The organism is Streptomyces sp. NPDC048353 (assembly GCF_055587165.1).
Window position 1 is genome coordinate 216,342 of sequence record NZ_JBVJGU010000002.1, and the last position, 21,818, is coordinate 238,159.

Consider the following 21,818-nt stretch of genomic DNA (forward strand, 5'->3'; position numbering starts at 1 on the left):
GAGTGCACTATCCTGGACTGGAAGTGCAGCACGTTGGACCATGCAAGGGAGTGAGCCGGTGGACAGCCCGGTCAAGGACATCGCCGCCGTCTCCGTGCCGGAGGCCGCGGCCGCCTCCGCGGGGACCGGGCGCGCGAACCGCCTCGGCCCCGTGGCGCTGGTCGTCACCGGCGGTCTGTCCGTGCAGTTCGGATCGGCCCTGGCGGTCCTGCTGATGCCCCGGGCCGGCGCGCTCGGTGTGGTCACGCTGCGCCTGGTCCTGGCCGCCGTGGTCCTGCTGGTCGTCTGCCGCCCGAAGGTCCGCGGCTACGGCCGCGCGGACTGGGGCACGGTCGTCGCCTTCGGCACCGCCATGGCGGGCATGAACGTCCTCTTCTACCAGGCGGCCGACCGGATCCCGCTCGGCGCCGCCGTCACCCTGGAGGTCCTCGGCCCGCTGGTCCTGTCCGTGGTGGCCTCCCGACGGCTGGTGAACCTGCTGTGGGCCGGGCTCGCCCTCGGCGGCGTCGTCCTGCTCGGGGGCGGCGGGTTCGACCGGCTCGATCCGGTGGGCGCGGCGTTCGCGCTCGCCGCCGGGGCGATGTGGGCGACCTACATCGTCTTCAGCGCCCGTACCGGCCGCCGCTTCCCGCAGGCGGACGGTCTCGCGCTCGCGATGGCCTTCGGCGCGGTCCTCAGCCTGCCCCTCGGGCTCGTGGAGGCGGGTGACCGGCTCCTCGTGCCGTCGACGATCGGCCTGGGCCTCGCCGTCGCCCTGCTCTCCTCCGTCCTGCCGTACACCCTCGAACTGCTGGCGCTGCGCCGTCTGCCCGCGCCCACCTTCGCGATCCTGATGAGCCTGGAGCCGGCGATCGCGGCGACCGCCGGTTTCCTCGTGCTGAGTCAGGCGCTGTCCCCGACGGACGCGCTGGCCATCGCGCTCGTCATCGCGGCCAGCATGGGCGCGGTCCGCACCCAGGTCAGGCGCGCGGCCGACCGCTGACCTTGCGGGGCCGCACGAGCAACGCGAGCCCTCCGGCGAGGATCAGCGCCCCGGCCAGGCCGGCGGCCGCGGCCGTCGACCCGCTGCCCGTGTCGGCCAGCTCGCCCCCGGTACCGGAACCGGAGCCGCCCGTCGGGGTGGCGGACGGGGCCGGGGCCGTGGTGGACGCGGTCGGCGTCGGGGTCGCGGTGGGCTTCGGGCTCGGCGGTCCGGTCGTCGGGGTGGTGGTCGGGGTGGGGGTCGGGGTGGGCTTCGGCCCCTTCGCGATCCGGAGCACCAGGTCGTCGCCATCGTTGGCGGTCTCGGGGTCGAGGATGTCGGCCGGGTAGAGCCCGGCCGGGACGCGGAAGGTCGTCCCCGCGGCCTTCTGCGGGAACGTCCAGGTGAAGGGGAGGGCGTAGCTCTCGCCGGGGGCCAGGCCGTCGTACAGGTCGCAGACGAGGGAGCCGGGGTCGGCCCAGCACGCCTTGTCGTAGCCCCCCGGCCAGTAGTCGCCGTAGTCGCCGTAGAGGGACAGGTGCACCACGAAGCTCTCGATCCGTCCGGGCCCGTGGTTGGTCACCACCAGCTCGGTCCGGACCTTCTCGCCCGGCCGCACGGAACCGGTCGGCGCCTTCCACTCCACGCCCACGTCATTGCCCGTGCGGACGTCGACCGTCGCGGTCGCGGTGTTGTCCTCGGGCCTGGTGTCGACCGCGTCGCCGAGGTCCGCGGTGGCCGTGAAGGCGAGCGTGGTGCCCGCCGGCACGTCCTTGCCGAGCTTCAGGCGCACCTGCTCCCCGACCTGCTGCTCGGAGTCCCGGGTCCGGCAGGCGAGGGTGCGCCCGTCCGGGGTCGGCGTGCAGCGCGCCGGGTGGCTGAGGGATTCCACGTACGTGACCCCGCGCGGCAGGGGGATCGTCACGCCCAGTGCGGGCAGGCTCCCCGACACGACGTCGGCCCCGACGGCGACGATCACCGTCCGTCCCGGAGCCACGGCCTTGACGTCCGTCGTCAGGGTCGTCTTCACGTCGACACCGCCCGGCGCGTCCGCGGCCCGTGCCGTCGCTGTGAGCGAACCCAGCAGCAGGGCCGTCGCCCCGATGGCCGTCGCCGTCCGTACCGGACCACGCCTCATGCGTCCGTCCCCCCGCTCGTCACCCACGCTTTACCGACAGTTGGACGGCCCGACCGCTCGAAAGGTTGTACCCGAATAAACCAAGCAAGCATGCTTGATTGTTTCTCTGCCCGCTGCCATGCTCCTCGGCACGCCCGTGTCCCACCGTTCACGCCCGTGTCCCACCCTTCCCGAGGGGAGCGCACCGTGTCCGACCCCGCCGTCGTCCTCGACGATCTGCGTGAGGAGAGCGAGGAGGTCGACCGGCTCGTCCGAGGGGCGGCCGACGAGAGGTGGGCCGCGCCCACCCCCGCCCCCGGCTGGACCGTCGCCCATCAGATCGCCCATCTCGCCTGGACCGACCGGGCCGCCCTGCTCGCCGTCACCGACCCCGACGCCTTCGCCGCCGAGACGGAGAAGGCGATGGCCGCGCCCGACCGGTTCGTCGACGACGGGGCCGCCGAGGGCGCCGCGCTGCCGCCGGCCGTGCTGCTCGACCGCTGGCGCGACGGCCGCGAACGGCTCCAGGAGGCCCTGCGCGCCGCACCGGCGGGCGCCCGGTTCCCCTGGTACGGGCCGCCGATGAGCGCGACCTCCATGGGAACCGCGCGGCTCATGGAGACCTGGGCGCACGGCCGGGACGTCGCCGACGCCCTCGGCGTCGTGCCCGAACCGACCGCCCGCCTGCGGCACGTGGCGTGGATCGGCCTCAGGGCCCGCGACTACGCCTATCTGGTGCGGGGCATCCCGGCGCCGGCCGAGCCGTTCCGGGTCGAACTGACCTCCCCCGACGGCGAGGAGTGGGTCTACGGCCCGCCGGACGCCACCCAGCGGATCACCGGGCCCGCCCTCGACTTCTGCCTCCTGGTCACCCAGCGGGTCCACCGCGACGACACCGCCCTGACCGCCGAGGGCGCCGACGCCGAGCGGTGGCTCCGCATCGCCCAGGCCTTCGCCGGCCCCGCGGGCCCCGGCCGCCCGCGCCGGGACGCCTGATGGACGTCCTGCGAATCGGCAACGCCTCCGGCTTCTACGGCGACCGCTTCGACGCCGTCCGCGAGATGCTCACCGGCGGCGAACTCGACGTCCTCACCGGCGACTACCTCGCCGAACTCACCCTCCTCATCCTCGGCCGCGACCGGCTCAAGGACCCGTCCGCCGGCTACGCCAAAACCTTCCTGCGCCAGATGGAGGAGGGCCTCGGCCTCGCCCACGAGCGCGGGGTGCGGATCGTCGCCAACGCCGGCGGCCTCCACCCCGCGGGGCTCGCCGACGCCCTGCGCGCCCTGGCCGCCCGCCTCGGCGTCCCCGCCCGGATCGCCCACGTCGAAGGCGACCTCCTCCCGCCCCCGGACGGCGCCCTCACCGCCAACGCCTACCTCGGCGGCGCGGGCATCGCCGCCTGCCTGGAGGCCGGCGCGGACGTCGTCGTCACCGGCCGGGTCACCGACGCCGCCCTCGTCACCGGACCCGCCCAGTGGCGGTTCGGCTGGAGCCCGGACGATCCCGGGTGGCACGACAGGCTGGCGGGCGCCGTCGTCGCCGGACACGTCCTGGAGTGCGGCACCCAGGCCACCGGCGGCAACTACGCCTTCTTCGCGCAAGCCGGCCACGACGTCCGCCGCCCCGGCTTCCCCCTCGCCGAGATCCACGCCGACGGCAGCTCCGTCATCACCAAGCACCCCGGCACCGGCGGCGTCGTCGACATCGGCACCGTCACCGCCCAGCTCCTCTACGAGACCTCCGGCGCCCGCTACGCCGGACCCGACGCGACCGCCCGCCTCGACACCGTACGGCTCACCCAGGCCGGCCCCGACCGGGTCGCGATCGACGGCGTGCGCGGAGAGGCCCCGCCCCCCACCCTCAAGACCGGACTCACCCGCCTCGGCGGCTTCCGCAACGAGGTCGTCTTCGTCCTCACCGGCCTCGACATCGACGCCAAGGCCCGCCTCGTCCGGGACCAGATCGACGACGCGCTCGACCGCGCCGGCTCCCGGCCCGCCGAACTCCGCTGGGAACTCGCCCGCACCGACCGGCCCGACGCCGCCACCGAGGAGACCGCGAGCGCCCTCCTCCGCCTCGTCGCACGGGACCCCGCGCCCGAACCGGTCGGCCGCGCCCTCACCGGCGCCGCCATCGAACTCGCCCTCGCCAGCTACCCCGGCTTCCACGTCACCGCCCCGCCCGGCAAGGGCGCCCCCTACGGCGTCTTCGAGGCCGCCCACGTGCCCGCCGCCGACGTCCCGCACACCGCCGTCCTGCCCGACGGGACCCGGCTCGCCCTCCCCGTACCCGCGCGGACCCGGGAGCTGGAGCTGCTGCCCGCGCCGCCGCTCCCCGAGCCGCTGCCGCCGGGACCGGTGCGGCGCGCCCCGTTCGGGCTCGTCGCCGGCGCCCGCAGCGGCGACAAGGGCGGCGACGCCAACGTCGGGGTGTGGGTGCGCACCGACGCGGCCTGGCGCTGGCTGGCCCACACCCTGACCGTCGAGCGGTTCCGTGCGCTGCTGCCGGAGACCGCAGGGCTCCCCGTCGTCCGCCACGACCTGCCGAACCTGCGCGCGGTGAACTTCGTCGTCACCGGCCTCCTCGGCGAAGGCGTCGCCTCCCAGGCCCGCTTCGACCCCCAGGCCAAGGCCCTCGGCGAATGGCTCCGCGCCCGCGCCCTCGACATTCCGGAGGAACTGCTGTGACCGTCCTCGCCTCCGCCCTCGACACGGACGGATCCGACTACGCCGCCCACCGCGCCGCCATGCTCGACAAGCTGGCCGCCCTCGACGCCGCGCACGCCACGGCGCTCGCGGGCGGCGGCGAGAAGTACGTCCAACGGCACCGCCGGCGCGGCAAGATGCTCGCCCGCGAGCGGATCGAGCTGCTGGTCGACCCCGACACGCCCTTCCTGGAGCTGTCGCCGCTCGCCGCCTGGGGCAGCGACTATCCGGTGGGCGCCTCGATCGTCACCGGCATCGGCGTCGTCGAGGGCGTCGAGTGCCTGATCACCGCCAACGACCCCACCGTGCGCGGCGGGGCCTCCAACCCGTGGACGCTGAAGAAGGCCCTGCGCGCCAACGAGATCGCGTACGCCAACCGGCTGCCGTGCATCGCGCTCGTCGAGTCCGGCGGCGCGGACCTGCCCTCCCAGAAGGAGATCTTCATCCCGGGCGGGGCGCTGTTCCGGGACATCACCCAGCTGTCGGCCGCCGGGATCCCCACCCTCGCGGTCGTCTTCGGCAATTCGACGGCCGGCGGCGCGTACGTCCCCGGCATGTCCGACCACACCGTGATGATCAAGGAGCGGTCGAAGGTCTTCCTCGGCGGCCCGCCGCTGGTGAAGATGGCGACGGGGGAGGAGAGCGACGACGAGTCGCTCGGCGGCGCCGAGATGCACGCCCGGACGTCGGGGCTCGCCGACCACTACGCCGTGGACGAGGCGGACGCGCTGCGCCAGGCGCGCCGGATCGTCGCCCGCCTCAACCACCGCAAGGCGCACCCCGATCCGTCCCTCGCCGCACCCCCGGCGTACGACACGGACGAGCTGCTGGGGATCGTGCCGGGGGACCTGAAGACGCCGTTCGACCCGCGCGAGGTGATCGCCCGGATCGTGGACGGCTCCGACTTCGACGAGTTCAAGCCGCTGTACGGACAGAGCCTGGTGACCGGCTGGGCGTCCCTGCACGGCTATCCGGTGGGCATCCTCGCCAACGCCCGGGGCGTCCTGTTCTCCGCCGAGTCGCAGAAGGCCGCGCAGTTCATCCAGTTGGCGAACCAGCGGGACATCCCGCTGGTCTTCCTCCACAACACCACCGGCTACATGGTCGGCAAGGAGTACGAGCAGGGCGGCATCATCAAGCACGGCGCGATGATGATCAACGCGGTGGCGAACTCGAAGGTCCCGCACCTGTCCGTGCTGATGGGCGCCTCCTACGGCGCCGGCCACTACGGCATGTGCGGCAGGGCCTACGACCCGCGGTTCCTCTTCGCCTGGCCGAGCGCCAAATCGGCCGTCATGGGCCCGCAGCAGCTTGCCGGCGTCCTCTCGATCGTCGCCCGCGCGTCGGCCGCCGCCAAGGGACAGCCGTACGACGACGAGGCCGACGCCGGTCTGCGCGCGATGGTCGAGGCGCAGATCGAGTCGGAGTCGCTGCCGATGTTCCTGTCCGGGCGGCTGTACGACGACGGCGTCATCGACCCCCGCGACACCCGCACGGTCCTCGGGCTGTGCCTGTCCGCGATCCACACGGCACCGGTCGAGGGCGCCCGCGGCGGCTTCGGCGTCTTCCGAATGTGAGGCTTCGATGATTCAGTCGGTACTGGTCGCGAACCGGGGCGAGATCGCCTGCCGGGTGTTCCGTACCTGCCGGGAGCTGGGCATCGCGACGGTCGCGGTGTACGCCGACGCCGACGCCGGCGCGCTGCACGTCCGCGAGGCCGACGCGGCGGTCCGGCTGCCCGGCGCGGCCCCCGCCGAGACGTATCTGCGCGGGGACCTGGTGGTGAAGGCGGCGCTGGCGGCCGGCGCGGACGCGGTCCACCCCGGCTACGGCTTCCTGTCGGAGAACGCGGACTTCGCGCGGGCGGTCCTCGACGCGGGCCTGGTCTGGATCGGGCCCCCGCCGGCCGCGATCGAGTCGATGGCGTCGAAGATCCGGGCGAAGGAGCTCCTCGGTATCGCCCCGCTCTCCGCCGACGACGTCACCGGGGCCGACCTCCCGGTCCTGGTCAAGGCTGCGGCGGGCGGCGGCGGCCGGGGCATGCGGATCGTCCGCGACCTCGCCGACCTGCCCGGCGCGCTGGCCGCCGCGTCGGCCGAGGCGGCGAGCGCGTTCGGCGACGGCGAGGTGTTCGTCGAGCCGTACGTCGAGAACGGCCGCCACGTCGAGGTGCAGGTCCTCGCCGACACGCACGGCACGGTGTGGACCCTGGGGACCCGCGACTGCTCCCTGCAGCGCCGGCACCAGAAGGTCGTCGAGGAGGCCCCGGCGCCCGGGCTGCCGCCGGCGCTGGAGGCCTCGCTGGTGGAGACGGCAGCCCGGGCGGCGAAGGCCGTCGGCTATGTGGGCGCGGGAACGGTCGAGTTCCTGGTCGCGGACGGCCGGGCGCACTTCCTGGAGATGAACACCCGCCTCCAGGTGGAGCACCCGGTGACGGAGGAGGTCCACGGCGTCGACCTCGTCGCCCTCCAGATCGCCGTCGCCGAGGGCGCCCCGCTCCCGGGAGACGCCCCGCCCGCGCGCGGCCACGCGATCGAGGCCCGGCTGTACGCCGAGGACCCGGCGGCGGGCTGGACCCCGCAGACCGGCACGCTGCACGCGCTCGCGTTCCCCCCGGGCACGCGCGTCGACACCGGCTACGCCCCGGGCGACACCATCGGCGTGCACTACGACGCCATGCTCGCCAAGGTCGTCGTCCACGCCCCCACCCGCGCCGAGGCCGTCCGCCGACTCGCGCACGCCCTGGAGACGGCCCGGGTGCACGGGCCCGTCACCAACCGGGGCCTGCTCGCCGCCTCCCTGCGGCACCCCGACTTCCAGGCGCCGGAACGGCTCGACACCGGCTTCTACGAACGGAACCTCGACGCCCTCACCCAGGCCCCGCCCGGGGAGGCGTACGCCGCCGTCGCCGCCGCGCTCGCCGAGGCGGCCGCCCGCCCCGGCCGGTTCGGCGGCGGCTGGCGCAACGTCCGCGCCCAGGACCAGAGCCGGACCTACGGCCCGCACGAGGTGCGCTACCGGCCCACCCGGGACGGCGGCCACACGGTCACCGCCCCCGAGGGCGTCCGCGCGGTCCACGCCACCCCGCACCGGGTGCGGCTCGACATCGGCGGAGTCGTCCGGGACTTCGACGTCGCCCGGTACGGCGACACCGTCCACGTCGGACCCCACCGGCTCACCGCGCGCCCCCGCTTCCCCGACCCCCGCGAGCAGACCGCGCCCGGCTCGCTGCTCGCACCCATGCCCGGCACCGTCGTCCGGGTCGCGGACGGCCTCACCGTCGGCGACCGGGTCACCGCCGGTCAGCCGCTCCTCTGGCTGGAGGCCATGAAGATGGAGCACCGCGTCACCGCCCCCGCCTCCGGCACGCTCACCGCGCTCCACGCCGCCCCCGGCCGCCAGGTCGAGGTCGGTGCCCTGCTCGCCGTCGTACAGGACTCCGTACAGACCGAAGCACAGGAGGAACAGACCGTATGAGCACCGTCATCGAACCCCCCGAGCACACCGCCCTGCGCTCCGCCGTCTCCGCGCTGGGCCACCGCCACGGCCGCGGCTTCGACCGGGCCGCGCTGTGGGCCGAGGCCGGGAAGCTCGGCTACCTCGGGGTGAACCTGCCCGAGGAGTACGGCGGCGGGGGCGGCGGCATCGCCGAACTCTCCATCGTCCTGGAGGAGGCGGGCGCGGCCGGCGCGCCCCTCCTGATGATGATCGTGTCCCCGGCGATCTGCGGCACAGTCATCGCCCGGTTCGGCACCGAGGAGCAGAAGCGCGCCTGGCTGCCGGGCCTCGCCGACGGCAGCCGCACGATGGCCTTCGGCATCACCGAGCCCGACGCCGGGTCCAACTCCCACCGCATCACCACCACCGCCACCCGCACCGAGGACGGCTGGACCCTCAACGGCCGCAAGGTCTTCGTCTCCGGCGTCGACATCGCCGACGCCACCCTCGTCGTGAGCCGCACCTCCGACGCCCGCACCGGCAATCTCAAGCCCTGCCTCTTCATCGTGCCGCGCGACGCGCCCGGCTTCGGCCGCCAGGTCATCGAGATGGAGCTCGCCGCCCAGGAGAAGCAGTTCGAGCTGACCCTGGACGACGTCCGCCTCCCCGCCGACGCGCTCGTCGGCGACGAGGACGCGGGCCTGCTCCAGCTCTTCGCCGGACTCAACCCCGAACGGATCATGACCGCCGCCTTCGCCATCGGCATGGGCCGCTACGCCCTCGACCAGGCGGTCGCCTACGCCAAGGAGCGCCAGGTCTGGAAGGCGCCGATCGGCGCCCACCAGGCCATCGCCCACCCCCTCGCCCAGGCCCACATCGAGCTGGAGCTGGCCCGGCTGATGATGCGGAAGGCCGCCGTCCTGTACGACGCGGGCGACGACATCGGGGCCGGCGAGGCCGCCAACATGGCGAAGTACGCGGCCGGCGAGGCCTGTGTGAAGGCCGTCGACCAGGCCGTCCACACCCTCGGCGGCAACGGCCTCACCCGAGAGTTCGGCCTCGCCCAGCTCGTCACCGCGGCCCGCGTGGCCCGGATCGCCCCCGTCAGCCGGGAAATGATCCTGAACTACGTGTCCCACCAGTCCCTGGGTCTCCCCAAGTCGTACTGACGCACGCGATCCTGACGCCACCTTCCACCACTCCAGGGGGCACGCATGGTGTTTCACAGCGAGTACGCGGACGTCCCGGCCGTCTCCCTCCCCATCCACGAGGCCGTCCTCGGCCGGGCGGCCGAGTTCGGCGACGCCCCGGCCCTGATCGACGGGGCCGGCGAGCTGACCCTCACGTACGCCCAGGTCGACGCCTTCCACCGGCGGATAGCCGCCGGGCTCGCCGAGGCGGGCGTCCGCAAGGGCGACGTCCTCGCCCTGCACAGCCCCAACACCGTGCTGTTCCCGGTGGCGTTCTACGCCGCCACCCGGGCCGGCGCGTCCGTCACCACCGTCCATCCGCTGTCCACGCCGGAGGAGTTCGCCAAGCAGCTCCGGGACTCCTCCGCGCGCTGGATCGTCACCGTCTCCCCGCTCCTCGGCCCCGCCCGCCGGGCCGCCGAACTCGCGGGCGGGATCGAGGAGATCCTCGTCTGCGACACCGCAGGGGACTGCCGCTCCCTCCAGTCGTTCCTGGCCTCCACCGCCCCCGAGCCGCACGTCGCCATCGACCCCGACGAGGACGTCGCCGCCCTGCCGTACTCCTCCGGCACCACCGGCGTCCCCAAGGGGGTGATGCTCACCCACACCTCCATCGCCACCAACCTCGCCCAGCTCGAACCCTTCGTCCCTATGGGCCCCGGCGACCGGATCCTCGCCGTCCTGCCGTTCTTCCACATTTACGGCCTGACCGCCCTGATGAACGCCCCGCTGCGGCAGGGCGCCACCGTCGTCGTGCTGCCCCGCTTCGACCTCGACACCTTCCTCGCCGCGATCCAGAAGCACCGCATCAACGGGCTGTACGTCGCCCCGCCGATCGTCCTCGCCCTCGCCAAACACCCGGCCGTCGCCGACTACGACCTGTCCTCCCTGGAGTACGTGGTCAGCGCCGCCGCACCGCTCGACGCCTCCCTCGCCGAAGCGTGCTCGGCCCGGCTGAAGCTGCCCCCGGTCCGGCAGGCGTACGGCATGACGGAGCTGTCCCCGGGCACCCACGTCGTCCCGCTCGACGCCGTGGACCCTCCTCCCGGCGCGGTCGGCAGGCTGCTGCCCTCCACCGAGATGCGGATCCTCTCCCTCGACGACCCGGCGCGGGACGCCGAGCCGGGCGCGGAGGGCGAGGTCGCCATCCGGGGCCCGCAGGTCATGAAGGGGTACCTGGGCCGCCCCGACGCGACCGCCGCCATGATCGACGCCGACGGCTGGGTGCACACCGGCGACGTCGGCCGGGTCGACGCCGACGGCTGGCTGTTCGTCGTCGACCGGGTCAAGGAGCTCATCAAGTACAAGGGGTTCCAGGTCGCCCCGGCCGAGCTGGAGGCGCTGCTGCTCACGCACGACGGCGTCGCCGACGCGGCGGTGATCGGCGTCCCGGACGAGGACGGCAACGAGGTCCCGAAGGCGTACGTCGTCCGGCAGCCGCACGCGCCCGGTCTGACCGGCGAGGACATCATCGCGTTCGTGGCGGGGCAGGTTGCCCCGTACAAGAAGATCCGGCGGGTGGAGTTCACCGACACGGTCCCCCGGGCCGCGTCGGGGAAGATCCTGCGCCGCGAGTTGAGGGAGCGAGAAGGCTCATGACGCTGGTCTCCGCCGTCGAGGAACGCGGCATCACCACCCTGACCCTGGACTCGCCCGGAAACCGCAACGCGCTCTCCGCGGGGCTGGTCGCCGAGCTGGCCGAGGCGCTGACCGCGTGCGGGAAGGACCCGCGGGTACGGGCGGTGGTGCTGACCCACTCCGGCTCCACCTTCAGCGCGGGAGCGGACCTGAAGGCGCCGCCCAACCCCTACACCTTCGTGTCGCTGCTGCGGCAGATCGTCGAGCTGCCGAAACCGGTGGTCGGCGTGGTGCGCGGACACGCCCGGGCGGGCGGCCTGGGGCTGCTGGGCGCCTGCGACCTGGTGGTGGCCTCCCCGGAGGCGGACTTCGCGCTGACGGAGGTGCGGATCGGGGTGGCCCCCGCCGTCATCTCGCTGACGCTGCTGCCGAAGCTGGAGCCGCGGGCGGCGGCCCGCTACTACCTCACGGGCGAGCGCTTCGGCGCGGCGGAGGCGGCCCGCATCGGCCTCGTCACGGCCGGCGAGGAGGAGCTCGAGCCGATCCTGGACGGGCTGCGCAGGGGCTCGCCGCAGGGCCTGGCCGAGTCCAAGCGCCTGGTCACGGCTACAGTCCTGGAGACCTTCGAGCAGCACGCGGAGGAGCTGGTGCGGCGCTCCGCCTCGCTGTTCGCCTCCGCCCAGGCGCGCGAAGGGATGACGGCCTTCCTCGAACGACGGGACCCCGAATGGGCGTTGTGACCGCTCCCAAGCAGGACCGCAGCCGGGCCACCCGGCAGCGGCTCCTGGAGGCGGCGGTGTCCTGCCTGGCCGCACACGGCTGGGCGGGCTCCACCGTCTCCGTCGTCGCCGAACGCGCGGGCGTCTCGCGCGGCGCGGCCCAGCACCACTTCCCGACCCGCGAGGACCTCTTCACGGCGGCCGTCGAGTACGTCGCCGAGGAACGCTCCCAGGCCCTGCGCACCCTCGCGGCCCGCGACCGGCGTGAGGTGGTCGCCGCCCTCGTCGACCTCTACACCGGCCCGCTCTTCCGCGCCGCCCTCCACCTGTGGGTGGCCGCCTCCGACGAGGAGCAGCTGCGCGCCCGCGTCACGGACCTGGAGGCCCGCGTGGGCCGCGAGTCCCACCGCATCGCGGTCGAACTCCTCGCCGCCGACGAGTCCCGCCCCGGCGTCCGCGAGACGGTCCAGGGCCTCCTCGACATGGCCCGCGGCCTCGGCCTCGCCACCCTTCTCACGGACGACCGCGCCCGCCGCGAACGGGTGGTGGCGGAATGGGCCCGCCTGGTGGACGAGGCGCTGGGCTGACGGGACCTCGCAGGAGGCGAGCCCTGTGAGGGCGGCCACATACAGCCCCGCGCCCCCGCAGTACGCTGGTCGCATGCTTTCGCTCGTACGCCGCCGCCACGTGGACTTCCTCCGCGTCGCGAGCATGGGCTGTCGGCCGTCCGTCTGACCCCGGCACGCCCACCCCTCCCGGTCACCCCGGCGGAGACCCCGCCCGGCCGGGCCCCGTACACCCCACGCGGACGCACACCATGACCTACAGCTCCCAGCTCCCCATCGTCGACCTCGCCGCCGCCGACCGCGGCCCGCAGGCCCGGCGGCTGCTCCACGCGCAGCTCCACTCCGCCGCCCACGACGTCGGCTTCTTCCAGCTCGTCGGGCACGGCGTCACCCCGGCCGAGACCCAGGCGCTCACCGCCGCCATGCGGGCCTTCTTCACGCTGCCGCAGGCCGACCGGTTCGCCATCGACACGACGTACTCGCCGCACTTCCGCGGCTACACCCGGATCGGCGACGAACGCACCGGCGGCTCCCGCGACTGGCGCGACCAGCTCGACATCGGCGCCGAACGCCCCGCCCACGTCCCCGCCCCGGGCGAGGCCCCGTACTGGTGGCTCCAGGGCCCCAACCAGTGGCCCGCCGCCCTCCCCGAGCTGCGCCTCGCCGCCCTGAACTGGATCGAGCGTCTCAGCGGGGTCGCCGAGCGGCTGCTGCGCGAGCTGCTCGTCTCCATCGGCGCGCCCGCAGGCTTCTACGACGACATCTTCGGCGCCCAGGCCCACCCGCACCTCAAGCTGGTGCGCTACCCCGGCTCCGCCGCCGACGGCGACGGGCAGGGCGTCGGCGCCCACAAGGACTACGGCTTCCTCACCCTGCTCCTGCAGGACCACGTCGGCGGGCTCCAGGTCGAGCGGGAGGACGGCGTCTTCCACGACGTACCGCCGCTGCCCGGCGCCTTCGTCGTCAACCTCGGCGAGCTCCTCGAGGTCGCGACGAACGGCTACCTCCTCGCCACCCACCACCGGGTCGTCTCCCCGCCCGGTGCGACGGAACGCTTCTCCGTCCCGTTCTTCTACAACCCGCGCCTGGACGCCCGCATCCGCCCGCTGGAGTTCCCCTACGCCGAGTCGGCGCCCGGTGTCACGGCCGACCCGGCGAACCCGCTGTTCGCCGAGTACGGCCGCAATGAGCTCAAGGGCAAGCTGCGCGCCCACCCGCTGGCGGCGGCCCGCCACCACGCGGGCCTGCTCACCGGCGGGAATCAGCCCGCGATGTCGTCGTAGCCCTCGATCTCGCGCGGGTTGCGCTGGCCCGGGCCGGTGTAGCGCGCCGACGGGCGCACCAGGCGGCCGGTCCGCTTCTGCTCCAGGATGTGCGCCGACCAGCCGGCCGTACGGGCGCAGGTGAACATCGACGTGAACATGTGCGCCGGGACCTCGGCGAAGTCGAGCACGATCGCCGCCCAGAACTCCACGTTCGTCGCCAGGACCCGGTCCGGGCGGCGGTTGTGCAGCTCCTCGAGCGCCGCCTTCTCCAGCGCCTCGGCGACCTCGAAGCGCGGCGCGGCCAGCTCGCGCGCCGTGCGGCGCAGCACGCGGGCGCGCGGGTCCTCGGCGCGGTAGACGCGGTGGCCGAAGCCCATCAGCCGCTCGCCCTTGTCCAGGGCCTGCTTGACGTACGCGGTGGCGTCGCCGGTCCGCTCGATCTCCTCGATCATGCCGAGGACACGCGACGGCGCTCCGCCGTGCAGCGGCCCGGACATGGCGCCCACGGCGCCGCTCAGCGCCGCCGCCACGTCCGCGCCGGTCGAGGCGATGACGCGCGCGGTGAAGGTGGAGGCGTTCATGCCGTGCTCGGCGGCCGACGTCCAGTAGGCGTCGACGGCCTGGACGTGCTTGGGGTCCGGCTCGCCGCGCCAGCGGATCATGAACCGCTCGACGACGGACTGCGCCTTGTCGATCTCGCTCTGCGGCACCATCGGCAGGCCCTGTCCGCGCGCCGACTGGGCGACGTACGACAGCGCCATGACGGCGGCCCGGGCGAGGTCCTGGCGGGCCTGCTCGGCATCGATGTCGAGCAGCGGCTTGAGCCCCCACACCGGGGCGAGCATGGCGAGCGCGGACTGGACGTCGACGCGGATGTCGCCGGAGTGCACCGGGATCGGGAAAGGCTCGGCGGGCGGCAGACCGGGGTTGAACGCCCCGTCGACCAGCAGGCCCCAGACGTTGCCGAACGAGACGTGGCCGACCAGATCCTCGATGTCGACGCCGCGGTACCGGAGGGCGCCGCCCTCCTTGTCGGGTTCGGCGATCTCCGTCTCGAACGCGACGACTCCTTCGAGTCCGGGTACGAAGTCGGACATCAGGCGGCTCCTCTATCGATGATCAATCATCCGTCGGGGCGGGCATGGTCGGAAGTAACAGTCATCCAGCCGAAGAGTCTGTACGGTTCCGACGATGCGGGGAAGCGTGACATCCGGCACACTCCGCCGATCCGGCGAGGAAGGGTTAGCGTCCCGTGGTGCCGGGCAAACTCCGTCGCTACGGCAGGATGGGCCCCGTGACCGACGCTCTCGATCCCGCCGACATGCGCGAGCAGTACCGGACCCCGCGGATCTCCGCGGCCGACCTCGCCCCCGAACCGATCGAACAGTTCGCGCGCTGGTTCAAGGAGACCGCCACGAGTCCGGCGATCCACGAGCCGAACGCCATGGTCGTCTCCACCGCCACGCCCGAAGGCCGCCCGTCGTCGCGGACGGTGCTGCTGAAGCACTTCGACGAGGCGGGCTTCGTCTTCTACACCAACTACGGCTCCCGCAAGGGCGAGGAGCTGGCCGCCAATCCGTACGTCTCGCTGCTCTTCCCCTGGCATCCGCTGGCCCGTCAGGTCATCGTGACCGGCCGGGCGGCCCGCACGGGCCGCGACGAGACGGTGGCGTACTTCCGCACCCGCCCGCACGGCTCGCAGCTCGGCGCCTGGGCGAGCCGCCAGTCCTCCGTGATCGAGTCGAGCGCGGAACTGCTGTCGCGGTACGAGGAGTTGGCCGCCCGCTATCCGGAGCGCGAGCAGGTGCCGGTGCCGCCGGAATGGGGCGGCTTCCGGGTCGTGCCGGAGGCGGTCGAGTTCTGGCAGGGCCACGAGAACCGGCTGCACGACCGTCTGCGGTACGTCGGCACCGGCGAGGGCTGGCGGATCGAGCGCCTCTCGCCCTGACGTCGAGTTGCGGGACGGGGTGGGGAAGCGAAGAGTGGTGGGTGGAACGCGTGGGACACCGTTGAGCAGTGGATCTCCGGTGACTTCGGACCGTACGGCGGTCGGACCTCGGACCGTACGACGGTCGGACCCGTTCGGCGGGCCGAGCCCGCAAGGGCACGCCGACACCCCCCGGAACGCACCTCGGAACGCACCTGGAATCGTCATGCCCCTCATCGCCCGGCGCCGGATCTCCCGTCTGGTCGGCGCATCCTGTCTGGCCGCGGCGCTCGCCGTACCGGCGGGGGTGGCCACGGCCGCGGCCGCGCCCGACGCCGCCCCGCGCACACCGGCCGCGGTGCTCGATCCGCCCAATCCGCCGCCCGAGCCCGATGCCCCGCAGCAGCCTCAGGAGCCCGCGGATCCGCCGGCCGAGCCGGACGCCCCGCAGGAGCCGCAGGAGCCGGCCGATCCGCCGGCCGAGGAGGACCCCGCCGACCCGCCCGCCGAGGAGGAGGACCCGGGTCAGCAGCAGCCGCAGCAGCTCCAGCAGCTCACGAACACCGAGCGGCAGGAGACCGTGGCCCTGGTGGACAAGCTCCCGGCCGCGGAGAAGGCGAAGCAGAAGGAACAGCTGGACCAGGCCCTGAAGGACATCGACGACCCTTCGACGCCGAAGGAGGCGAAGCAGGCGGCCGAGCGGTACGTGGAGGGGCTCAACGCGGGGCTGAAGAAGATCCAGGACCCGAAGACGCCGCCGGCGGAGCTGGCCGCCTACAAGAAGATGGTGGCCGGGCTCAACCAGGCACGCGCGCTGAGCGGGGACCCGAAACTCAGCGCGGGCGAGAAGGAGTTCTACCGGGCGATGACGGCCACGCTCGGCGGGGGCCTGAAGAGTCTGGACGCCCCGAACCAGAATCCCGCCGAGAAGGCGCAGTTCATGCGGTTCCTGACGCTCCTCAGCGACGGGGTGCTGGCCACCCAGAAGCCCGCGACGGCTCCGAAGGAGAAGGTGGACAAGGAGAAGGTCCAGAAGAAGATGGAGGACGTCGCCAAGGCGCTGGTGGTCGTGGGCAACCCGAACGCGACGCAGCAGCAGAAGGACGACGCGCAGAAGACGCTGGACGAACAGGCCGCGGCGCCGCAGAACCCGCAGTACCTGGCGCTCGTCGAGGAGCTCAAGCGCCTGAAGGCGCCGACCGCCTGCCTCGACGCGGTGCAGAACCGGACCGCCCAGGCCGGCTGGCCCGACGGATCCCTGTGGGGTCTGACCGACCCGGCGTGCGAGGACACGGTGGCCGCGGGCGCCGCCGACACCGACAGCCGGTGGAGCGCGCTCTTCGAGTGCGTGCGGGAGGAGCCCTTCTCCACCTGCGCGGTGAACATCCCCAAGGAGAACGAGTGAGGGTGACGCACCACGGCCCCACGACCGAGCCCCCGCGATTCTCCGCGGGGGGCTCTGCCGTACGCACACGTCCTGGGACGCGGACGACCCGTGGGCCTTGGTCCCGTCCGCTCGAGTTCGGACGAGAGCCGGCCGGACTTACCGGCGGCCCACGGGTCGGGTGACTGCTGGGGTTTTCGGCAGCTGACCTGCCGAGGCACAGAGTGCGACGACAGGCCTTAGCCCGCAGTCACCTCACGAGTCCGAAAAGAAACCATTTTTTCGGATCACCTCCTTTCGCGTGTACCCACACCTTAAGAACCCCGGAGCGAGGGCTCAAGTGTTTTTTCGCGCGAGGTCCCACGAGCTCGCACGGTGTCCGTTCGTTTCCGGGGCGCAACTTTTTCGTTGAACGGGGTGTGTCCTGCGTCACGTTCCAGTTGAATTGGCCGGGGCGTGCGGATGCACGCGCGTACACCGTCCTGCCAGGGGGTTCGGGATGAGTGCTTCCACGAGCGAGACCGCGGAACGGGCGGCCGACGGGCAGGGGCCCGGAGCGGATCTGCTCGCCGCGCTGCTGGACGGGATGGACGCGGCGCTCTGCGCCCTCGACGCCGACGGCACCGTCACGCACTGGAACCGCGAGGCCGAGCGGATCCTCGGCTGGTCGGCCGCGGAGGCCGTCGGGCGGCGCGGCTTCGAGGGATGGGCGGCGCGCAGCGCGGACGCGGCGGAAGCCCTCGCGCGGCTCATGACGGCCATGGGGGCACCGGGCCGCCAGGTCCACGAGTTCGCGTTACTGCGCAAGGACGGCGGCCGGGTGCTCGTCCGCACCCAGTCGGCGGGGGTGCGCGGCGCGGACGGGTCGCCGGCCGGGGTGTACTGCGCGTTCAGCGAGGTGCACGCGCAGATCGACCTGGAGCGGTCGATCGCGCTCAGCGAGGCCCTGTTCGAGGACGCGTCCTGGGGCGTGGTCCTGGTCGACGTCGATCTGCGGCCGACCGTCGTCAACGGACACGCGGCCCGGGCGATGGGGGTCGGCCCCCGGACCCCGCTGGGGCGGCCGCTCGGCGAGCTGGTCGTCCAGGGCGTGGAGGAGCTGGAGGGCGCGCTCCAGCACGTGCTGGCGGAGGGGGCGCCCCGGGCGGCCGCCGAGGTGTGGGTGACGCTGCGGTCGGCGGAGGGCGAGCGCCGGCGGTGCTGGCGCAACGCCTTCGTGCGGCTCTCGTCACCGCTGGCCGAGGAGCCGGTGCCGCTCGGCGTGGGCTGGCTGTTCCAGGACGTGACCGAGGAGCGGCTGGCGGAGCAGGAGGCCGACCGGCTGCGGTTCCGCTACAGCCAGCTGCACCGGGCGGGCGCGGCGGCGGCGGAGTGCGAGGACCCGATGGAGGCGGCGACCGTGCTCCTGGACTTCGCCCTGGCGGGCTTCGCCGACCACGCGCTGGTCGACGTCACGGCGGGCGAGCGCCGCCTGTCCCGCGCGGCGGCCACCCCCGCGGGCGCCCCGGGCCCGGTCGCCCCGGTCACGGGCGGCGGCATCCCGCTCCGCTACCCCTCGGGCCACCCCGCCCTCCAGTCCCTCTCCCGCCAGGGCCCGATCCGCGCCTCGGCCCCCACATCACCCCCGGAGGCCGCCGCGGCCTGGGCGACGGAACGCCACTGGCCCCGCGACGCGGCCCACGCCCTCTGCCTCCCCCTGCGCAGCCGCGGCCGCACGGTCGGAGTGGCGACCTTTCTCCGCTCGCCCTGCCGCCCCTCGTTCGAGCGTCAGGACAAGGTCTACGCGGAAACGGTCGCGGCCCGGGTGGCGGCGTATCTGGACCTGGCGGCCTTGGAGACCACGGAGAGGTGAGGGCCAACCCTCGCGGGGGCGGGCTGTGGACAACGCCGGAGCGTGTGTCGGTCACGTGTGCGATCATCGCGACAGATCGGTCAGTGACCGGTTCGGAGTGAAATTCCCGGGGGGGAATCGTGCGATACCGCGTGCTCGCGCGCGCCGGCTCGAAGAGACCGGCTGCGTACGTCACCACCGTCCTGCTCGTCCTGTCCGCGTTGCTGTCGCTGCTCCTGCCCGCGCCCGTCGCCTCGGCCGCGCCGGCCGACGAGACGTGCGGTACGGCCGCCGTCGCGGGCCTCAACAGGGGCACCCTGGAAGCGGCGGACGAGGTCGACTGTTTTGTCCTGCCGTTCCCCGCGGGCGCCGTGATCACGATGCCGCAGGACCGGATGGCGGGCTCGGCCGTGCCCGCGATCGAGATCGTCGACGGTGCGACCGGCACGAAGCTCTGCGAGCCGGCCTACCACGCCCCGGGGACCTGCAAGCTGGTCGGCGCCGGGCCGCACCACGTGAAGGTGCGCGCCTCGGACGGGACGATCACGCCGGGCGTCCCGTACGGCTTCTTCCTGCGGCGCGTCGATGAGGTCGGCGGCTGCCCGGTGTTCCCCGCCGGCGACTTCACGGCGGACACCGCCGAGGCCCGCTTCAGCACGGCGGACGGCGCCTTCGCGCACTGCGTGAGCATTCCGGCCTCCGACCACTCGGAGATGGAGATCGTCCAGGCCCGGAGGATCAGCGGGGCCAAGGACGCCAATGTCCGCTTCTGGGTGGTCGACGACACCGGTCGGCACGTCTGTGACCAGCCGGACTACCGCAACTACTGGGCGCGGTGCGACCTGGCGGCGGGCCGCTCGTACAGCGTCGTCGTCGCCGGTCACGGCGGGGCCGGCGCGTTCGGCCTCGTCCGACGCGACGTGACCGCGACCGCCCGCGGCTGTGAGACCGGCAAGGCGACGGCGGTGGGCGGGCCGGCCGCGGTCGGCACCTTCTCCTCGTGGCCGGGCGCCCCGGTCTGCCGGCAGGTGACCACGGACGACGCCCGCGACGTCCTGTACGTCAACGAGCGCGACGGCCACAACGACGCGTACCACGCGGTTTTCGGCCCGAAGGGCCAGCTCTCCTGCAACCTCACGTGGGACCAGTGCGCGGTGTCGGGCGCGACCCGCTACCAGGCCATCGTGACCACGCGCTCGAACAGCTCCTACGCCTCGGCCCCGTTCCGTCTCGACGTCCAGCGCATCCGCACGCCCGACGGCCCGGCGCCCGAGTGCGCCCGTCCGGTGAACATCAGCTACGGCTACGGTCCCCTCGCCGGCCGCCTCGACGAGGAGCACACCGCGGTGTGCGCGGCGCTGCCGACGTACACCGGCGACGCCTTCGACGCGGTGATCGAGGACACCGAGTCCGAAGGCCGGCGCGCTGTCCTCTCCGTCTTCGACGTCTCCGTCGACCAGTGCACCGACTTCAGCACGATGATCGACTGCTCCGTCGGCTCGGGCCCGCGCCGGCCGAAGCCCACGGTGATGGTCCTCGGCCTGGCGGAGTGGAGCTCCCGTGCGGCCTACTCCACCGAGTTGGTCTGCGCCCAGCCCGTCTGCGGTGCGGACGAGGTGGCTTTCACCGCCCTCACGCCGGCGGTCGCCGCCTCCGGGACCAAGGCCCGGGTCACCGTGTCCGGGACGGCCCTCCGGGCCGAACACCGGCTGCGGATCACGCATCCGTCCGGGACGACGGTGGAGAGCACGACGCTCGCGGTCTCGGCCGACCGGCGTTCGATGACGGCCGAGTTCGACCTGACCGGCGCCCCCGTCGGGGCCTGGTCCGTGGTGGCGGTGCACGGTCCCTCCAGTCCCCAGCGGGTCACCTCACTCGGCACGTTCGCGGTCACCAAGCCCGGCACCGCCGGTCTCGGCCTGTTCCAGCCCCTCACCCCCACGCGCCTGATGGACACCCGGGTGGGGATCGGCGTGCCGAAGGCGAAGGTCGGTCCCGGTGGGACGGTCACGCTCCAGGCGGCCGGTGTGGCCGGGATTCCGGCGAGCGGGGTGACGGCCGTGGTCCTGAACGTGACGGCGACCGCCCCGACGGCGGCGGGTTTCGTGTCGGTGTATCCGGCCGGTACGGCCCGCACCAGCGCGTCGAACCTGAACTTCTCGGCCGGTCAGACGATCCCGAACCTGGTCGTCGTGCCGGTGGTGAACGGGAAGGTGAGCTTCTACAACCGCGCGGGCTCCGTCGACCTCCTCGCCGACGTCGCCGGGTACTACACCACCGCCGAGCCGGGCTCCACGTACAAGCCGGTCACGCCGACCCGGCTGATGGACACCCGGGCGGGGATCGGCGTGCCGAAGGCGAAGGTCGGTCCCGGTGGGACGGTCACGCTTCAGGCGGCCGGTGCGGCCGGAATTCCGGCGAGCGGGGTGACGGCCGTGGTCCTGAACGTGACCGCGACCGCCCCGACGGCGGCGGGCTTCGTGTCGGTGTATCCGGACGGTACGACCCGTACGAGCGCGTCGAACCTGAACTTCACCGCCGGGACCACCATTCCCAACCTGGTGATCGTCCCCGTCGTCAACGGGAAGGTCAGCTTCTACAACCGCGCGGGCTCGGTCGACCTCCTCGCCGACGTCGCCGGGTACTTCACGACCGACGGCACGGGCTCCGGGTACGAGCCGGTCACCCCGACCCGGCTGATGGACACCCGGACGGGGCTCGGGGTCCCGCGGGCCAAGGTGGGAGCGGACCGGACCGTCACCCTCCAGGTGGCGGGCAGGAACGGTGTCCCGGACGGGGTCACGGCCGTGGTCCTGAACGTGACCGCGACCGCCCCGACGGCGGCGGGTTTCGTGTCGGTGTATCCGGACGGTACGACCCGCACCAGCGCCTCGAACCTCAACTTCACCGCCGGGACCACCATCCCCAACCTGGTGATCGTCCCCGTCGTCAACGGCAAGGTCAGTTTCTACAACCGCGCCGGCTCGGTCGACCTGCTGGCCGACATCGCCGGCTACTACACCGGATAGCCGGGACGGCCGGAGCACGGCCGCAGGCGACGCAGGGGGCCGTGGCGAGAAGTCGCCACGGCCCCCGGTCGTGCCAGTCCCCGTCCCCGTCCCGTCCCAGCCCTC

General features: G+C 73.6%; 16 protein-coding genes. 14 read left to right on the forward strand and 2 right to left on the reverse strand.

All coding sequences use genetic code 11. The annotated features are described in order from the left end of the window. Window positions 1-40: 40 nt before the first annotated feature. Window positions 41-982: an EamA family transporter gene (locus tag ACZ6RC_RS06360; RefSeq protein WP_469579677.1), complete on the forward strand. Its 942-nt coding sequence runs from the start codon at window positions 41-43 to the stop codon at window positions 980-982. Here ACZ6RC_RS06360 and ACZ6RC_RS06365 read toward each other — a convergent pair. Beyond that, window positions 960-2,099, reverse strand: a complete 1,140-nt coding sequence (locus tag ACZ6RC_RS06365; RefSeq protein WP_469579680.1) for a hypothetical protein — start codon at window positions 2,097-2,099, stop codon at window positions 960-962. The two genes, ACZ6RC_RS06360 and ACZ6RC_RS06365, sit on opposite strands and share 23 nt — an antisense overlap. A 186-nt stretch (window positions 2,100-2,285) precedes the next feature. Here ACZ6RC_RS06365 and ACZ6RC_RS06370 point away from each other — a divergent pair, with 186 nt between their 5' ends. From ACZ6RC_RS06370 to ACZ6RC_RS06410, 9 genes are all read left to right on the forward strand, one after another. Beyond that, window positions 2,286-3,074, forward strand: coding sequence for a TIGR03084 family metal-binding protein (locus tag ACZ6RC_RS06370; RefSeq protein WP_469579682.1), 789 nt, complete (start codon window positions 2,286-2,288; stop codon window positions 3,072-3,074). Next, window positions 3,074-4,768 carry an acyclic terpene utilization AtuA family protein gene (locus ACZ6RC_RS06375; protein ID WP_469579684.1) on the forward strand — a complete coding sequence of 565 codons (1,695 nt, stop codon included), beginning with the start codon at window positions 3,074-3,076 and terminating at the stop codon, window positions 4,766-4,768. The genes ACZ6RC_RS06370 and ACZ6RC_RS06375 overlap by 1 nt, the downstream gene beginning before the upstream one ends. Next, window positions 4,765-6,363: an acyl-CoA carboxylase subunit beta gene (locus ACZ6RC_RS06380; protein ID WP_469579686.1), complete on the forward strand. Its 1,599-nt coding sequence runs from the start codon at window positions 4,765-4,767 to the stop codon at window positions 6,361-6,363. The genes ACZ6RC_RS06375 and ACZ6RC_RS06380 overlap by 4 nt, the downstream gene beginning before the upstream one ends. A 7-nt stretch (window positions 6,364-6,370) precedes the next feature. Then, window positions 6,371-8,263 carry an acetyl/propionyl/methylcrotonyl-CoA carboxylase subunit alpha gene (locus ACZ6RC_RS06385; RefSeq protein ID WP_469579688.1) on the forward strand — a complete coding sequence of 631 codons (1,893 nt, stop codon included), beginning with the start codon at window positions 6,371-6,373 and terminating at the stop codon, window positions 8,261-8,263. Then, window positions 8,260-9,393 (forward strand): acyl-CoA dehydrogenase family protein, encoded by a 1,134-nt coding sequence (locus ACZ6RC_RS06390; protein ID WP_453612689.1) that lies wholly within the window; start codon window positions 8,260-8,262, stop codon window positions 9,391-9,393. The genes ACZ6RC_RS06385 and ACZ6RC_RS06390 overlap by 4 nt, the downstream gene beginning before the upstream one ends. 45 nt (window positions 9,394-9,438) lie before the next feature. Further along, window positions 9,439-11,013, forward strand: coding sequence for a 4-coumarate--CoA ligase family protein (locus ACZ6RC_RS06395; protein ID WP_391143836.1), 1,575 nt, complete (start codon window positions 9,439-9,441; stop codon window positions 11,011-11,013). Further along, window positions 11,010-11,732, forward strand: a complete 723-nt coding sequence (locus ACZ6RC_RS06400; RefSeq protein WP_391143838.1) for an enoyl-CoA hydratase family protein — start codon at window positions 11,010-11,012, stop codon at window positions 11,730-11,732. Before ACZ6RC_RS06395 ends, ACZ6RC_RS06400 begins: the two co-directional genes overlap by 4 nt. Then, window positions 11,720-12,298 (forward strand): TetR/AcrR family transcriptional regulator, encoded by a 579-nt coding sequence (locus tag ACZ6RC_RS06405; protein WP_391143841.1) that lies wholly within the window; start codon window positions 11,720-11,722, stop codon window positions 12,296-12,298. Before ACZ6RC_RS06400 ends, ACZ6RC_RS06405 begins: the two co-directional genes overlap by 13 nt. Before the next feature lie 230 nt (window positions 12,299-12,528). Then, window positions 12,529-13,560: an isopenicillin N synthase family dioxygenase gene (locus tag ACZ6RC_RS06410; protein WP_469579690.1), complete on the forward strand. Its 1,032-nt coding sequence runs from the start codon at window positions 12,529-12,531 to the stop codon at window positions 13,558-13,560. Here the strand turns inward: ACZ6RC_RS06410 and ACZ6RC_RS06415 are convergent. Next, window positions 13,539-14,639, reverse strand: a complete 1,101-nt coding sequence (locus ACZ6RC_RS06415) for a citrate synthase 2 (protein WP_391143846.1) — start codon at window positions 14,637-14,639, stop codon at window positions 13,539-13,541. The two genes, ACZ6RC_RS06410 and ACZ6RC_RS06415, sit on opposite strands and share 22 nt — an antisense overlap. 188 nt (window positions 14,640-14,827) lie before the next feature. On the opposite strand from ACZ6RC_RS06415, the gene pdxH reads away from it, so the two are divergent. The 4 genes from pdxH to ACZ6RC_RS06435 all read left to right on the forward strand — a co-directional run bounded on the left by pdxH (window position 14,828) and on the right by ACZ6RC_RS06435 (window position 21,713). Beyond that, window positions 14,828-15,490 (forward strand): pyridoxamine 5'-phosphate oxidase, encoded by a 663-nt coding sequence (gene pdxH / locus ACZ6RC_RS06420; RefSeq protein ID WP_453613944.1) that lies wholly within the window; start codon window positions 14,828-14,830, stop codon window positions 15,488-15,490. Between the two features lie 205 nt (window positions 15,491-15,695). After that, entirely contained in the window at window positions 15,696-16,874 is a 1,179-nt protein-coding gene (locus ACZ6RC_RS06425; RefSeq protein ID WP_469579693.1) for a hypothetical protein, read from the forward strand. Window positions 16,875-17,352: 478 nt separating this feature from the next. Then, window positions 17,353-18,705, forward strand: a complete 1,353-nt coding sequence (locus ACZ6RC_RS06430) for a PAS domain-containing protein (RefSeq protein WP_453612699.1) — start codon at window positions 17,353-17,355, stop codon at window positions 18,703-18,705. A 119-nt stretch (window positions 18,706-18,824) separates the two neighbouring features. Continuing rightward, window positions 18,825-21,713 (forward strand): hypothetical protein, encoded by a 2,889-nt coding sequence (locus ACZ6RC_RS06435; RefSeq protein ID WP_469579694.1) that lies wholly within the window; start codon window positions 18,825-18,827, stop codon window positions 21,711-21,713. Window positions 21,714-21,818 lie beyond the last annotated feature (105 nt).